The organism is Lebetimonas sp. JS138 (genome assembly GCF_000523335.1).
Taxonomy (GTDB): domain Bacteria; phylum Campylobacterota; class Campylobacteria; order Campylobacterales; family Nautiliaceae; genus Lebetimonas.
In genome coordinates this window covers 739,536-753,437 of the sequence record NZ_ATHT01000001.1, presented here as the reverse complement: position 1 = coordinate 753,437, position 13,902 = coordinate 739,536, and the positions used below count along the sequence as shown (strand labels likewise).

The window sequence follows — 13,902 nt, the reverse complement described above, 5'->3', positions numbered from 1 at the left end:
TTTCAATTATCCATTTTTTTAACATATTTCCAAAAAGTATATTCACTATAAAGTTTAGCAATTACAAAGCCACTCCATCCATCAATAAAACCTAACTTTAAAAAGTATATCTTAAAAAAAGTCCAATATGGTGAAAATATGGCTTTTAATTTATTAGGTTTTGCACCAAGGCTTGAGTATCTATTTTGCTTTTCAATAAATTCTTCAACACTCTCATATGCATAGTGCAAAAAATAGTTTTTAAGCTCTCCTACCCTTTCACACTCTACACTTTCATGCACTTTTCTTTCATTAAATTTGCACTTTTCTTTGTTAAAAAGCCTTATAGAATAGTCAGGGAAAAGGCCGCAGTGTCTAATCCATTTGCCAAAAAAATTATTAAGTCTTGCAACTTTATAAGCATTATATTTTGGATTTTTAATAACCTCTAAAACTTCATTTTTAAGATTTTCAGTAAAAACCTCATCGCTATCTAATACAAAAACCCATCTGTTTTTTGCTTTATTTACAGCTTTTTGTTTTTGCACTCCAAAACCTTCCCATTTGTTATCTATAAAAATTTTGGTATTTTTAAATTTTTTTGCAATTTTAAGAGTATTATCATCACTTCCACTATCATAAATAATTACTTCATCAGCAAATTCTACACTTTTTAATACTTTTTCTAAATATTTTTGAGAATTTTTAGTCAAAATAACTACACTTAATTTTTCATCGTGGCCGTTTTTCAAACAGCCAGATGAGTAAAACTCACTTTTCATTTTACACTTTACACTTTTTTTGGTATTCATTTTCATAAAAATGTTTAAATCTTCTATGCATCCAATACCAAAGTTCTGGATATTGTTTCACCTCTTCTTCAATAATTTTTGATTGTTTATCCACGCATTTTTTAATATCATCCGCATAAAAAATTTCTTTAAAATCTATAACCCATTTATCCTTTTCTTTTTCAACAAAACCCATAACAATTGGGATTTTAAATTTTTTACTAAGCAAACAGGCTGATGGTGTTTGTAAAACTTTTTTTCCAAAAAACTCAGTTTCAACACCCTCTTCTTTTGCAGTGTTTTGATCTACCAAAATTCCAATACTTCTATTATCCTTCAAATCTTTCATCAAATGCTTAAGAGCCCCTTTTTTATTATAAATTCTAACTCCGAATTTTTCCCTTGTTCTTTTTATTTTTTCATTAAGCTTAGGATTGTCTATATTTCTTACAACTGCGCTTATAGGCGTCACAAAAGCACCTATTGCAGATGTAGCTATTTCCCAGTTACCAAAATGTGCCCCACTGAATATTACAGGCCCTTTATTTAAATATTCTTTTATTTTATCTAAATTTTTAAACTCAATTCTCTTTCTGAGTTCTTCTTTTGAAATAAATGAAAGTTCGATAAATTCAAAGAGATTATTTATAAAATTCTCATAAACTTTTTTTGTAATTTCTTCTTTTTTTTCTTTGCTTAATGTATTGCCATATGCCAAATTTAAATTTATGCAAATTACTTTTTTCCTTTTATTGTCCAAATGATACACACTAAACAGAAGTATTTTTTTTAAAAAATCAACAAAAGGCATTGGGGTATATTTAATTATAAATTCTAACATATTAAATCCGTAATAACTTAAATCTTTAAAATTCATCTATTTTCTTTAAAATTTGATTTAAATCCATTTTATCCATTACCATTAAGCCTTTTTTTATGCTTTTTTGCATTTCTACACTTTTAGAAAACTTGTTTTCATAAATTTTGTTATTATATGTACAGCCGTATAAAATCACATTGTTAATATTGTTTGCCCACGCTATAAAGCTAGGACCAGTATCGTTTCCAATAAGTAAATCACACTTATCAATTAACGATTTTAAATCATTTAGATTTAAGCTAATCGGCAAAATATTTGAATTATTTTCAGCCAAAAAAAATGCATCTTTTTTTTCGCTTTCCCCATAATAAGGAATAATTATATTTTCATTTTTAAAATATTTTGCCAATTTATCCCAAATTTTAAGAGATGCTTTTTTACACTCCCAGCTTGCCCCGATTATAAAAACTATGTTTTTTTTACTTTTACTTAAAAAATCAAAAACTCTATTTTTATAAAACAAAAGTTTTGGATGGTTTTTTAAATACTGAGTATCATCAAAGCCGAAAAGATTGATATATCTTCTAATAGCAACTTCACCAAAAACCTCTTTTTTTTCATCATAAAAAAACCTGGCTATTTTCTCCCTCGGATTATTGAATCCAACCACTGTATCACCGACAAGCCTTGCCAAAAGAGCACTTTTAATAAGCCCCTGCAGGTCATAAACTTTTGTATACGTGTCCATTGATTTAAGTCTTAAAAATTCTTTAATATATAAACTTTTTTCTTTTTTTGCCTGTCTTAATTTAACCGGCACAATATTTTCAATAAAAGGATTATATTCCAGAATTTCTTTAAAAACATTATCCACGAAAAAATCAACTTTTTTATTAATTTTAGGCAAAACAATAAGTGAATGAATTATATCTCCAAGAGAACTGAGTTTTATTATTGCTTCCATTATTTCCTTTTGGTAAAATATGTAAAATTATAACAAAAAGGAAATAAGTGTTTAAATTTTTAAAAGAGTATATGCCTTATTACAAACATTATAAAAAACAGATTTTCTTATCCGTAATAGGAATGATTTTGGTTTCTCTCGCAACTGCCGCAACCGCATATTTAGTAAAACCGGTACTTGATAAAATATTTATAGAAAAAAACATCCGTTTATTATATTTATTACCGTTTGCAATTGTACTTGCCTATTTTTTAAAAGGTGTGGGCTCGGTTTTGCAGCAGTATTATGTAAGCTTCATAGGAGAAGATATTGTAAGGCAAATCAGAGATAAATTTTTAAAGCATATTTTAAGTTTTGACCTGCTCTATTTTAAAAAAACCCACTCAGGAGAGCTGGTCAGCAGAACAATAAATGATATAAACAGAATCCAAGGAGCGGTTAGCCATTCTTTGGCCAATTTACTTAGAGATATATTAATGGCTGTTTTTCTTTTGGCGGTGGTAATATATCAAAACCCGAAATTGGCTTTTTTTGCACTGATTATTTTGCCTTTTATTATTTACCCTGTTAGCATTATTTCTAAAAAACTGAAAAAATTATCCAAAGAAGCTCAGAATCAAACCGCAAAATTAAATAAACACCTAAGTGAAATTTTTAAGAACATAGAAACAATAAAAGCATTTAACGCAAAAAAATATGAAATAAAAAAATTTGAAGAGCTGAATCTCAAATATTTAAAAATAAATCTTAAAACCATACGGACACAGGCTGTTTTGATTCCGGTGTTGGAAACCCTTACCGCGGCAATAGGCGCAATTGTAATTATTATCGGAGGAAAAGAGGTAATTGAAAATCAAATGAGTGTCGGAGCGTTTTTTTCTTTTATGACGGCACTTTTTATGATGACAGACCCGATTAGAAGAATAGCAAACACATATTCAAGATTCCAGGATGCAATTGCCGCAAATGAAAGATTAAAAGAAATATTTAATCTAAAACCTGAAATCACTTCGGGCGGTAAAAAATTAAGCTCTATTGAAAAAATAGAGTTTAAAAATGTAAATTTAAAATACGGAAACAAAAAAGCTTTACAAAACATAAACTATGAAACAAAAAAACCCAAAATTATAGGTCTTGTAGGGGACAGCGGAGGGGGAAAAAGTTCTTTTGTGTCAATGCTTGAAAGATTTTATGATGCAAACAGCGGCGAAATTTTAATAAATGAAAAAAATATAAAAAAATATAATATTTTTGATTTAAGGGGCAAAATTGCCTATATTCCGCAGAATGTTCACATTTTTAACGACACAATTGCCGCAAACATCTCCTACGGAAGAAAAATTAACGAAGAAAAAATAATCGAAGCACTTAAAAAAGCGAATTTATGGGATTATGTAAAAAGTTTGGAAAATGGTATATACACCGTTTTGAACGAAGGAGGAAGCAATCTAAGCGGAGGGCAGAGACAAAGAATAGCAATAGCAAGAGCTTTATATAAAAATCCGGACGTTTTAATTTTAGACGAAGCGACAAGCGCACTGGATAATAAAAGCGAAAAAGTAATAATGGACAGTATTTTAAAACTTAAAGACAAACTTGTTTTTATAGTGGCACACAGGTTAAATACTATTGAAAATGCAGATGAAATTTTAGTTTTTAAAAAGGGACAGATTGTATGTAAAGGGGAAAAAGAAGAGTTATTAAAAAACTGTGAAGAATTTAAAAAACTATATGCTAAAAATTAATTTCTTCTAATCTTTTTATAAGTTTTGTAGGGGTTAGGGCATAATTCGGTTCATAATTTCCTGCAACGGAATGGGTCAAACTTGCATTAATTGTGGCATCAAGCAAATTTTCACCCTGAGCCAATAAACTTCCTATCATTCCGGCCAAAACATCTCCGCTCCCGCCTTTTGCCAATGCAACGCTTCCAAGAGGGTCAATAAAAAGTTTTTTATTATGCACAATTATTTTGTTTGCACCTTTAAGAAGCAATACAACTCCGGGATATTTTTTACTGAATTCCAATGCCAAATCAAACCTGTTTTTTTGAATTTCTTTTACGCTGTATTCTCCAATACCGGTTAATTTAAGAAGTGATGAAAACTCTTTTGGATGAGGGGTTAACACTATTTCTTTTTTTAAAAATTTTAAAATCTCTTTTTTATAAAACATATCCGCATCTATTATCATCGGTATATCAAGTTTTGCAATTTCTTCAAGCTCATCATCAAAATAATTGCCAAGCCCCATACCAAATGCAAGTGCTGAGAAATTTTCAATATGGTGTGTCTGCATAATCTCATAAGGGGCATTAACCTCTTTATGCGTTACAAGACTAACAAGTCCGCATCCGAAATTAAATGCGGCCATACCTGCCATTATTGAAGCGCCTTTTTTCTCTCCGCATAAAATACCTAAATGGCCGTAACTTCTTTTGTGAGTATTTTGTTTATTTCTAAAAGGAAGTTTTAAGTCATTTTTTTCCAAAACAAAAAAACTGTTTTTTTCAATATAGTTTGAAAAAGAAACACCCAAATTTGCTATTTTAATCTCTCCCACATAATCTTTTGCCATGTCTGAATATAAAGCTAATTTTTCAGCACCCATTGTAACGGTCACATCTGCCCTGAAAGCCACAGGTCTTAAATTTCCTTTATCATCAATTCCGGTTGGGATATCACAGGCTATTTTAAAAGAATCCATTTTATTCATTTTTTCAACTACATCCGCTATCCCGTCATCTAAATCCCTTTTTAACCCGCTTCCAAAAATTGCATCCACCAAAACATCAACTTTTTTTATCTTTTTACCAACTTTCCCGCCAATTCTTAAAAACCTTTCAAGCTGGAGTTTTGCCATGGCGGATTTTGCATTTAGGGGTAAAAACAGATTAACCTTATAATCCCCTAAAAGGATTCTTGCAAGTGTTATCCCGTCTGCCCCGTTGTTTCCGGGACCTGAAACTATAGTTACACTGCTTCCCTTCTCAAATCTTTTATATATTTCAAGCGCCATTTCGTAAGCTGCGTGTTCCATTAAAATATCTTCTGTCAAGTTATATTTTTCATAACATTTTTTATCCAAAAAATAGACATTCTCGAAAACTTCCCTCATTACTCTCTCCTTAAAATTTTTTCATAGATAAAATCAACAAAAGGGTTTTCACTGAATTCTGATTGAATTTTATCCCTGTTTTCTTTTGCCCATTTTATAAAATCTTTTTTGCCGTCATACTTTAAAAAAAATTCTTTAATTCTTCCGGCTTTACTCAGACTTATAAAGCCGTATTGCAATTTAAGTTCTTTTTTGAGAGCCTCTTTTGGAGATTCGCCTTTAATAATTCTATAAAAAGCAGCAACAAACCCGCTCCTGTCAGCCCCGGCTTTACAATGAAAAAGAAGAGGTTTTTTGTTTTTATCCATTAAAATATCTTTTAATTTTTCCATCTCTTCTATTTTAGGAAGTGTTCTTGATGATATGGGAAGTTCTATATATTCCACACCAAGTTTTTTACAAATCTCTTTTTCTTTAATATATAGATAATTATTACTGCCTCTTAGATTTATTACAGTTTTTATTTTATATTTTTTTATTATTTTCTTAAGCCTCCAGGGAAGCATCTGGGCGCTTCTGTAAACACCTTCATCTATTTTATGAAAATTATTCCAAAACAGATTTATAAAATTATGTTCTTCTGTTAAAATTTTGATAATTTCTTTCATCTTCTTCTGTACTTTAACGCTTTTAATAAATCACCTTTTTTTATTTTATCTCTTTTATCCAAATTTGCAATAGTTTTTGCCACCTTTAATAAATTAAATTCGCTTCTTTTAGAGAGTGCAAAATTTCTTTTTGCTTTATCTAAAATTTCATAGGCTTCATTTTCAATATTAAATTCATAATTTTCTTCTAAATTTGCGTTAAATTTTCCTTTTTGCATTTCAAATGCAGTTAAAACTTTTTCGAATATCTCTTTGCTTGAAACTGTCTCTTTTGAGTCGTCTTCAATCATCTGATGATAAATTTCTATTCTGTCATAAAGAGGTTCGCTTATTCTGTTTTTATACCTTCTGATTTCAAGGTCCGTGCATCTGCACTCTTTAACCGGACTTAATAAATTTCCGCAGGGGCAAGGATTCATAGCCGCCGCAAACAATATATCCGTTTCATACTCTATTTTTGAATTAACTCTACTTATTAACACTTTTTTATCTTGCAGTGGAAGGCGCAGATTTTCCAAAACATCTTTTTGAAAATAGGGAAGCTCGTCAAAAAATAAAATCCCCTTATTAGCAAATGCAATTTCCCCAATTTTAGCACCCCTGCTTCCTCCTCCAAAAATTGCGGCTTTTGTAGATGAATAATGCGGCGCTCTATAAGGCCTAACTGGTCTAAATGTTACTTCTTTTCCTTCAAGTGAATTATATTTTTCAACCTCAAGTATCTCTTCCAGACTCATCGGCGGCAGAATATATTTCATTCTGTTTATTATCATAGATTTACCGACCCCCGGACTTCCCTCAAACAAAATATTATGAAATCCTGCAGCCGAAATTAAAGCCGCTTCTTTTGCCTCGTTTTGACCTATTACATCTTTAAAATCCTCTTTAAATTCATTTAAATAGTAATATTTTTTACCGTTAATATTTATATAATCATAATTTAATTCACTTTTTTCACATTTTTTTGGAGCAAACTCTTCAAACTCTTTTATATGCGAAAAAGCATATATTTCAATTTCGGGGATTTTAGATACTTTATTTGCACTTTCAAGCGGAATTATCAATTTTTTAGGCTTTAAAGCTAAAATTATAGGAAAAATTGTATTTGTATCTTTAAGTTTACCATCAAGCCCAAGCTCGCCCAAAACCAAAAAATCATTTAAATCAATATCTTTTTTATGATACAGAATACTTAAAGCTATCGGCAAATCAAAATGGCTTCCCTCTTTTTTATTTTTCAAAAAGTTTTGAAAAAGAATAAAGATTAAAGAAAGTATTAATTACACATTAAAACTTTGTTTTTAAAGAAGAATTTTTAAAAAAATCTCTTTTTCTGTCTTTTTTAAAAATTTAATAAAACCTCTTTAATTTTTTCTTTAAAATTATCTTTTTTTTCTTGATTTAAAGTTTTTTAGGTACATTATAAAATATTCTTAAAACATTCTTTTTTAATTCTTATATATTCTTTAATTCTTTCTCTTTTAAATTACTCTCAATAAATATAAAATATTTGCCTTTTCGTCTGTAATTATCAGAAGACCCTTATTTATTTCCTCTCTCAATTAAAGTTAAATTTTTATTTTTCTCCCTAAAAAATAAATATTAATAAATTCTTCTCTTTTAAAGTATTAAATTTAAAATATATTCTTTTTCTAATTTTTTTTCTAATTCACCACTCCCACAGGTTGGGTCGTAGATTAATATTCTAACATATTTACTATTTTTTATTGAATTTATAAAGGTTTTAAAAAAATTCAATACTTATTGGAGAACTAAAAAGCTGATAACACTATTTCTTTTTTTATACTTTATAAACTACCAACTTTGGAGTTTTCCATTTACACGAATAACATATATCAAACGCTTTTTTATGCAAAACTTTGTCGCATTGAATATTAATATTTATATTTGGCAAATATTTTGAAGTAAAAGCAAATAATAAAAACGGAATTAAAAGCAATAATTTTTTCATTATTTTTTCTTAATTCTTAACTTTTCTTATATATTCTTTATTTTCTTTTNTTTTATTTCTTAAAATATCAACTAAATATTTTTTTTCTTTCTTTAATATTTTTTGTAATAAAACTGAATAAAATCTTTTTTAAATCGATAAAAATTAGTTCTGCTAATTCTTTTACTTTTTTCATAACATATCTCTTGAGCTCTTCTTTTAATCTTTTATTTTAATTGCTCTTTATTTAATAGCTTTTAATTTTTATTTACTTAAATTTTCATTTTCCATTTTTAACTCTTCATTTTTTTGCTTTTCTTGTTTTTTCTTTTAAAAGCTCTTTAATAGTTTCAATTTTTTTAAATACTATTAAATTAAAAAATCTGTTGAGTTTCTTAATTTATCAAATCCAAAGGCTATGATTAAAGGTTTTGAATATTTATTTAATGCCTTCTATTTCCTTATTTACAAATCCGCCGGAGAGAGCGAAATAGTGATTTTAAGAGGCGGAAATTCGAAATCGTTATTAAGCAGGGCGGACTTTACCCTTTCTTTGCTTTCCTGAATTGACTGACTTGTAAGCCCGACAATGGAAAATCCTGGAAGAGCTTTTGTAAAAGAGCTTTCGACTTCCACTTTTTGGGCGCTAAATCCTTCAAGTGTGGCCGAATTTATTTTTTTCGTTTTTGTTTTAATAGTTTTTTCCACTCTTTTTCAAACTTCTTTCTTTTTATGTAATCCAGTCTTTCTACAAAAAGATGCCCGTCAAGATGGTCTGTCTCATGCTGAAATGCAACGCTGAGTAGCCCCTCGGCATCCCTGATATGCTCTTTTCCGAATCTGTCAAAATATTTAACTTTAACATTTGCATATCTTTCAACTTCGTCAAAATAATCCGGAACGCTGAGGCAGCCTTCCGTGTCTTTTTGGCTTCCTTCCCAAAGTAAAAATTCAGGATTTATTACTTCTATTTTAGAATTTTCACTCTGTTTTCCTTCTTCATCCCCGATATCAATTATTAACGCACGGATTGGAACCGCCACCTGAATAGCGGCAAGCCCGACACCGTTTTTAACAATCATAGTCTCATACATATCATCCAATAATTTATGAAGCTCGCCATCAAATCTTTCAACAGGTTTTGAAATCTGTTTTAAAACTTTATTCGGATATGTAACTATATCAAGCACTGCCATCAATCTACCTTTCCAATAGAATATAATTCTTTGTTGCTTTCAGCTTCTTTTAGGGTATTTAACGCTTTAAATATAAATCTTTCCACATCCCTGTTTTCCTTAAGCTCTACTATACCGGCCACAATTTTAAGCGTAAGTTCTTCACCCTCTAAAAAAACAGAGGTATTTAACAACGTATCTGAAAGTCTTTCAACTGTTTTTTGCGCCCCTATCACATCGGTATGTTTAAGAAGCATTGAAAAAATATTTTCTTCGAATGTAGCCACAATATCTGTTCTTCTTGACGTTTTAAGCATTATTTTAGCCAAACTTCTGTTGATTAAGACACGCGATTTTTCAGAATTGAGTTTACTCAAAATATCATCTTGTATTTTAACCATTATAAGAGAACTGGTATGATGAAATTTATTTATTAAATTAAGTTCTTTCCTAACTTCATTTAAAAAATAATTTTTATTATATATACCGTATCTCGCATCAAAAACAGAATTACTTTCGATATCTTTTAAAACCTCCACATTCTGGGAATATAAATTTTTAATCTCTTCAACTTCCCTGTTCAGGCGCTCATCGATTATTTTTAAATTGTTTTGAAAACCGTTTATCAATTTTATTAAAGCCTTGTTGTTGGTTATGTGGGCTGTTTCTTTAAGCTGTAAACCAAGCAGTTCTTTTAATTTTTTAGTAATTTTATATGTCAGCGCAACATGGTTTAAAAGCTCTTTTGAATATTTAAAAGCGTTTTTAAGTTTTATTTCAAATTCCAAATCTTTTTCTAAATCATTACTCTCTTCCAAAGATATTAATTCATAAACCTGTTTTCTGAATGCTTCATTTTCATTATCCAGCTCATTAAAAAAATAAACTTTATAATAATACGGAATGGGGGGAACCCCGTCTGAGATAAGATTGTCAAATACCCTTTTTGCAAAATTTTCTAAATTAGACCCAGGTGTAGAGGTATTTGAAACACCCGCATATTTACCATCGCTCTTATCAATCATTATTCTCTATTTTTAAGTACTTTATCAATAAGACCATATTTCATAGCCTCTTCAGCACTCATAAAAAAATCTCTTTCTGTATCTTTTTCTATTCTTCTAAGGCTCTGGCCTGTATTTTCAGCCAAAATTCTGTTAAGTTCTTTTTTCATCCTTAAAATTTCTTTTGCATGAATTTCAATGTCAGTTGCCTGACCCTGGGCTCCTCCCAAAGGCTGATGTATCATAATTCTTGCATGAGGGAGCGCAAATCTTTTTCCCTTGGCACCGCTGCTGAGTAAAAACGCCCCCATGCTTGCCGCCTGCCCCATACAGATGGTTACTACGTCAGGTTTTATATAATTCATGGTATCATATATTGCCATACCGCTTGTTACAACCCCTCCAGGTGAATTGACATATAAATAAATATCCTTTTCAGGATTCTCGGCTTCAAGGAAGAGTAACTGTGCCACTATAATGCTTGAAACATGGTCGTTAATTTCTCCCTGGAGCATAACAATTCTGTCTTTCAAGAGACGAGAATATATATCATACACCCTCTCGCCCCTTCCCGTTTTTTCAATTACTGTAGGTATTAATATACTCAATTTTTATCCTTCACTTGATAATTTATCATCAAGAAGTTTGTTTAATAACTTCTCTTCAATCATATTCATTTTTATTACAGGTAATAAATTGTTTTCCTGATAATATTTTATTACATCCTGAGGATTTTGCCCCTGCATTAAAGCTTCATAATAAATTACCTGGGAAAGTTCCTGATCGCTAACATCAACATTTTCTTTTTTGGCTATGGCATCAACCAAAAATGTAAGTTTTACCCTGTCTTTTGCTTCAGGAAGCAGTTTTTCCCTGAGTTCTTTAACTTTTTCAGGATTTTCCTGAAGTTCTTTAATTTCAGCAGGACTCATTTTTGAGGCTTCCTGATTAATCATTATTTCAAGTTCTTTTTCAACAACGGCCTCAGGCAAATCTATTTCGTATTTTTTAACCAGACATTCAAGTATTTCGTCTTTTTTTGGTCCGAAAGCTTCGGCTTTTTTTCTGCTTAAAATAAGCTCTTTTACATGATTTTTAAGATTATCAAAAGTGGCGTCTTCTTTATTTAAATATTTTTTAGCCAAATCGTCATTTATTTCAGCCGGAATTTTTTCCTGAATTTTTTTAAGTGTTACTTCAAATTCAGCCTCTTTGCCCGCTAATTCTTTTGCACCGTAATTTTCAGGGAAAGTCACTTTTATTTTTTTACTCTCTCCCACTTTCATTCCGATAATCTGTTCTTCAAATCCCGGAATAAAAGAATTGCTTCCAAGCTCAAGAGGATAATCCTCGGCACTTCCGTTTTCCATTTCTTTTCCGTCAATAAAGCCTTTAAAATCAATTACCGCTATATCGCCTTTTTCGGCAACTTGCTTTTCGCTGTCTTTTACTTCAGCCATGCTTTTTGCAATATTTTCAAGTTCTTCGTTAATTTCTTCTTCGCTTACTTCTATTTTTTCAATTTCAGGAACACATTCTTTGTAACCTTCTATTTCTGCTTCTGGCCTTGAATATACTTTAATTTCAACTTCTATTTTTTCTTCGCCTTTTTCAAATTTCACCACATCAGGCTCCGCAATCATATCTTTAATTCCGAGCTCTTTTAAACCTTCATTTAAAACATCTCTTACGGCTTCACTTACTGCATCGTTTTCAATATCGCTTGCATACATTTTTTTAACAACTTTTACGGGAACTTTTCCCGCTCTGAATCCTTGAACTTTAGCTTTTTTTGCAATTTGTTTGGCAATTTTGTCTTTTTTTGCTTCCAAATCTTGATTTTCTATGTTTGCTTTTATTATACTATTAGCAGAATCAATTTTTTTTGCTTCAACCATACATTATCCTTTTTTAAAGTGTATAATACCATAATTTTATAATTAATTGAAAGGAAACGATGCCGCTTAAAAATATCAAATCGAAAATTGGCTCTAAAAAATTATCCCTTCCGTTTGGAACGGTAAAAAAAATAAATTCCACCAATCTTATAGCCGTAGGACTTAACCCTTCTATAGGGGATATTGTAAAAATTGTCTCATCCAATAAGGAAATGCTCGGGATGGTAACAAGCCTCGATGAAAAATCTTTTGTGGTAACGCCTTTTAGTTTTTTAGAAGGTTTTAAAACAGGGGACAAGGTATATATTGACGAAAACGGAATGAAAATTCCTGTTGGGGAGGGGCTGCTTGGAAGAGTGGTTGACCCGTTTATGAATCCTATTGACTCCCTCGGTAAAATAAATTTTGAAACAAAATATCCTATAATGAAAAAACCTATTTCCCCCCTTAAAAGAGGCATGATAAATGAAGTCTTCTCAACCGGGGTTAAAGCGATAGACGCTCTTTTAACCTGTGGAAAAGGCCAAAAAATGGGTATTTTTGCCGGAAGCGGGATTGGTAAAAGCACACTCATGAGTATGATTGTAAAAGGAAGTGATGCCCAGGTTAAAGTAATAGCCCTGATTGGCGAAAGGGGGAGGGAAATCCCGGAATTTATAGAACATAATTTAAAAGGGGATTTGACGAATACGGTAATTATAGCGGCAACAAGCGACGATTCAGCCCTTATGAGAAAATACGGGGCGTTTAGCGCCATGGCGGTGGCGGAATATTTTAAAGACCGTGGGAAAGACGTACTCTTTTTAATGGACAGTATAACGCGTTTTGCCATGGCTCAGAGGGAAATAGGGCTTGCCCAGGGGGAACCGCCTACAAGCAAAGGTTATCCTCCAAGCTCAATTATTCTTTTACCGCAATTAATGGAGAGGGCTGGAAAAGAAAAAGGAAAAGGCTCTATCACTGCATTTTTTACAGTATTGGTGGAAGGAGACGACACTTCGGCCGACCCTATAGCGGACCAGGCCAGAAGCATACTCGACGGACACATTATTTTAAACAGGGAACTGACAGACAGGGGGCTATATCCTCCAATAGACATTCTTTCTTCAGCCAGCAGGGTAATGCCGAATGTGGTAGATAAAGAGCATATAAATTTTGCGCAAAAATTTAAATATCTCTATTCAATACTCAAAGAAAACGAAGTGTTAATCAGAATCGGTGCATATCAAAAAGGAATTGACCCTGATTTAGATGAAGCCATTGACAAAAAAGAAGCCATGGAAAACTTTTTAAGACAAAATCCCGATGAATTATACAAATATGAAGAGATTATTAATCAGCTAAAAAGCTTGTTATAATTTGAAAAAATGAGGAGAAATTAAATGTATTTAAATGATTTAATTTCTATTTTTAATAATCAAAACTACATCGGTGTAATGATATACCAAAAAAATATAATTTATTCAAATAAAAAATTTCAAGAAATTTCAGGATATTCTCAAAATGAATTAAAAAATTTCTCCCCAGAATCAATATTTAAATTAAATAAAAAAAAATATGAAATTTTAAATACTATAAAAAAAGATTAAACGGAG

General features: G+C 30.8%; 14 protein-coding genes and 1 pseudogene. 3 read left to right on the top strand and 12 right to left on the bottom strand.

Going from position 1 to position 13,902, the window contains the following annotated elements; genetic code table 11:
• Positions 1-2 precede the first annotated feature (2 nt).
• The 3 genes from DZ67_RS0104225 to DZ67_RS0104215 are packed head-to-tail and all read right to left on the bottom strand — an operon-like array spanning position 3 to position 2,554.
• Positions 3-761 (bottom strand): glycosyltransferase family 2 protein, encoded by a 759-nt coding sequence (locus tag DZ67_RS0104225; RefSeq protein WP_051440279.1) that lies wholly within the window; start codon positions 759-761, stop codon positions 3-5.
• A gap of 1 nt (position 762) precedes the next feature.
• Complete coding sequence (locus tag DZ67_RS0104220; protein ID WP_024787429.1) at positions 763-1,647, bottom strand: lipid A biosynthesis lauroyl acyltransferase; 885 nt, start codon at positions 1,645-1,647, stop codon at positions 763-765.
• The gene (locus DZ67_RS0104215) at positions 1,637-2,554 is read right to left on the bottom strand and encodes a glycosyltransferase family 9 protein (protein WP_024787428.1); all 918 of its coding nucleotides are present in this window, start codon (positions 2,552-2,554) and stop codon (positions 1,637-1,639) included. The genes DZ67_RS0104220 and DZ67_RS0104215 overlap by 11 nt, the downstream gene beginning before the upstream one ends.
• A 47-nt stretch (positions 2,555-2,601) precedes the next feature.
• Between DZ67_RS0104215 and DZ67_RS0104210 the strand changes: the two genes are divergently transcribed.
• On the top strand, positions 2,602-4,299 hold the full coding sequence (locus DZ67_RS0104210) for an ABC transporter ATP-binding protein (RefSeq protein WP_024791784.1): 1,698 nt from the start codon (positions 2,602-2,604) through the stop codon (positions 4,297-4,299).
• On the opposite strand, the gene DZ67_RS0104205 is transcribed toward DZ67_RS0104210, so the two are convergent.
• The 9 genes and pseudogenes from DZ67_RS0104205 to tig all read right to left on the bottom strand — a co-directional run bounded on the left by DZ67_RS0104205 (position 4,289) and on the right by tig (position 12,307).
• A complete protein-coding gene (locus tag DZ67_RS0104205; RefSeq protein WP_024787426.1) occupies positions 4,289-5,671 on the bottom strand; it encodes a bifunctional ADP-dependent NAD(P)H-hydrate dehydratase/NAD(P)H-hydrate epimerase in 1,383 nt (460 codons plus the stop codon). The genes DZ67_RS0104210 and DZ67_RS0104205 overlap by 11 nt on opposite strands.
• Positions 5,671-6,279 (bottom strand): fused DSP-PTPase phosphatase/NAD kinase-like protein, encoded by a 609-nt coding sequence (locus tag DZ67_RS0104200; protein WP_024787425.1) that lies wholly within the window; start codon positions 6,277-6,279, stop codon positions 5,671-5,673. Before DZ67_RS0104200 ends, DZ67_RS0104205 begins: the two co-directional genes overlap by 1 nt.
• Positions 6,276-7,520, bottom strand: a complete 1,245-nt coding sequence (locus DZ67_RS0104195; protein WP_024791783.1) for a YifB family Mg chelatase-like AAA ATPase — start codon at positions 7,518-7,520, stop codon at positions 6,276-6,278. The genes DZ67_RS0104200 and DZ67_RS0104195 overlap by 4 nt, the downstream gene beginning before the upstream one ends.
• A gap of 560 nt (positions 7,521-8,080) precedes the next feature.
• Positions 8,081-8,251, bottom strand: coding sequence for a hypothetical protein (locus DZ67_RS10575; RefSeq protein ID WP_156919573.1), 171 nt, complete (start codon positions 8,249-8,251; stop codon positions 8,081-8,083).
• A 447-nt stretch (positions 8,252-8,698) separates the two neighbouring features.
• Positions 8,699-8,938: pseudogene (locus DZ67_RS09805) on the bottom strand (magnesium chelatase domain-containing protein); the annotation flags it as partial.
• Positions 8,902-9,426, bottom strand: a complete 525-nt coding sequence (gene def / locus DZ67_RS0104175; RefSeq protein WP_024787407.1) for a peptide deformylase — start codon at positions 9,424-9,426, stop codon at positions 8,902-8,904. The gene def and the pseudogene DZ67_RS09805, both read right to left, overlap by 37 nt.
• A complete protein-coding gene (locus tag DZ67_RS0104170; protein ID WP_024791782.1) occupies positions 9,426-10,430 on the bottom strand; it encodes a diguanylate cyclase domain-containing protein in 1,005 nt (334 codons plus the stop codon). Before DZ67_RS0104170 ends, def begins: the two co-directional genes overlap by 1 nt.
• Complete coding sequence (clpP, locus tag DZ67_RS0104165; protein WP_024791781.1) at positions 10,430-11,017, bottom strand: ATP-dependent Clp endopeptidase proteolytic subunit ClpP; 588 nt, start codon at positions 11,015-11,017, stop codon at positions 10,430-10,432. Before clpP ends, DZ67_RS0104170 begins: the two co-directional genes overlap by 1 nt.
• Before the next feature lie 3 nt (positions 11,018-11,020).
• Positions 11,021-12,307, bottom strand: coding sequence for a trigger factor (tig, locus tag DZ67_RS0104160; protein ID WP_024787404.1), 1,287 nt, complete (start codon positions 12,305-12,307; stop codon positions 11,021-11,023).
• A gap of 59 nt (positions 12,308-12,366) precedes the next feature.
• Between tig and fliI the strand changes: the two genes are divergently transcribed.
• Positions 12,367-13,665: a flagellar protein export ATPase FliI gene (gene fliI, locus DZ67_RS0104155; RefSeq protein WP_024787403.1), complete on the top strand. Its 1,299-nt coding sequence runs from the start codon at positions 12,367-12,369 to the stop codon at positions 13,663-13,665.
• Positions 13,666-13,689: 24 nt separating this feature from the next.
• Positions 13,690-13,896, top strand: coding sequence for a PAS domain S-box protein (locus tag DZ67_RS0104150; protein WP_024787402.1), 207 nt, complete (start codon positions 13,690-13,692; stop codon positions 13,894-13,896).
• The last annotated feature ends 6 nt before the right edge of the window (positions 13,897-13,902 follow it).

Excerpts from the sequence above, each read along its gene's own strand:
- DZ67_RS0104225 (WP_051440279.1), bottom strand. The coding sequence starts at position 761 with ATGAAAAGTGAGTTTTACTCATCTGGCTGTTTGAAAAACGGCCACGAT.
- DZ67_RS0104220 (WP_024787429.1), bottom strand. The coding sequence starts at position 1,647 with ATGAATTTTAAAGATTTAAGTTATTACGGATTTAATATGTTAGAATTT.
- DZ67_RS0104215 (WP_024787428.1), bottom strand. The coding sequence starts at position 2,554 with ATGGAAGCAATAATAAAACTCAGTTCTCTTGGAGATATAATTCATTCA.
- DZ67_RS0104205 (WP_024787426.1), bottom strand. The coding sequence starts at position 5,671 with ATGAGGGAAGTTTTCGAGAATGTCTATTTTTTGGATAAAAAATGTTAT.
- DZ67_RS0104200 (WP_024787425.1), bottom strand. The coding sequence starts at position 6,279 with ATGAAAGAAATTATCAAAATTTTAACAGAAGAACATAATTTTATAAAT.
- DZ67_RS10575 (WP_156919573.1), bottom strand. The coding sequence starts at position 8,251 with ATGAAAAAATTATTGCTTTTAATTCCGTTTTTATTATTTGCTTTTACT.
- def (WP_024787407.1), bottom strand. The coding sequence starts at position 9,426 with ATGGCAGTGCTTGATATAGTTACATATCCGAATAAAGTTTTAAAACAG.
- DZ67_RS0104170 (WP_024791782.1), bottom strand. The coding sequence starts at position 10,430 with ATGATTGATAAGAGCGATGGTAAATATGCGGGTGTTTCAAATACCTCT.
- tig (WP_024787404.1), bottom strand. The coding sequence starts at position 12,307 with ATGGTTGAAGCAAAAAAAATTGATTCTGCTAATAGTATAATAAAAGCA.
- fliI (WP_024787403.1), top strand. The coding sequence starts at position 12,367 with ATGCCGCTTAAAAATATCAAATCGAAAATTGGCTCTAAAAAATTATCC.
- DZ67_RS0104150 (WP_024787402.1), top strand. The coding sequence starts at position 13,690 with ATGTATTTAAATGATTTAATTTCTATTTTTAATAATCAAAACTACATC.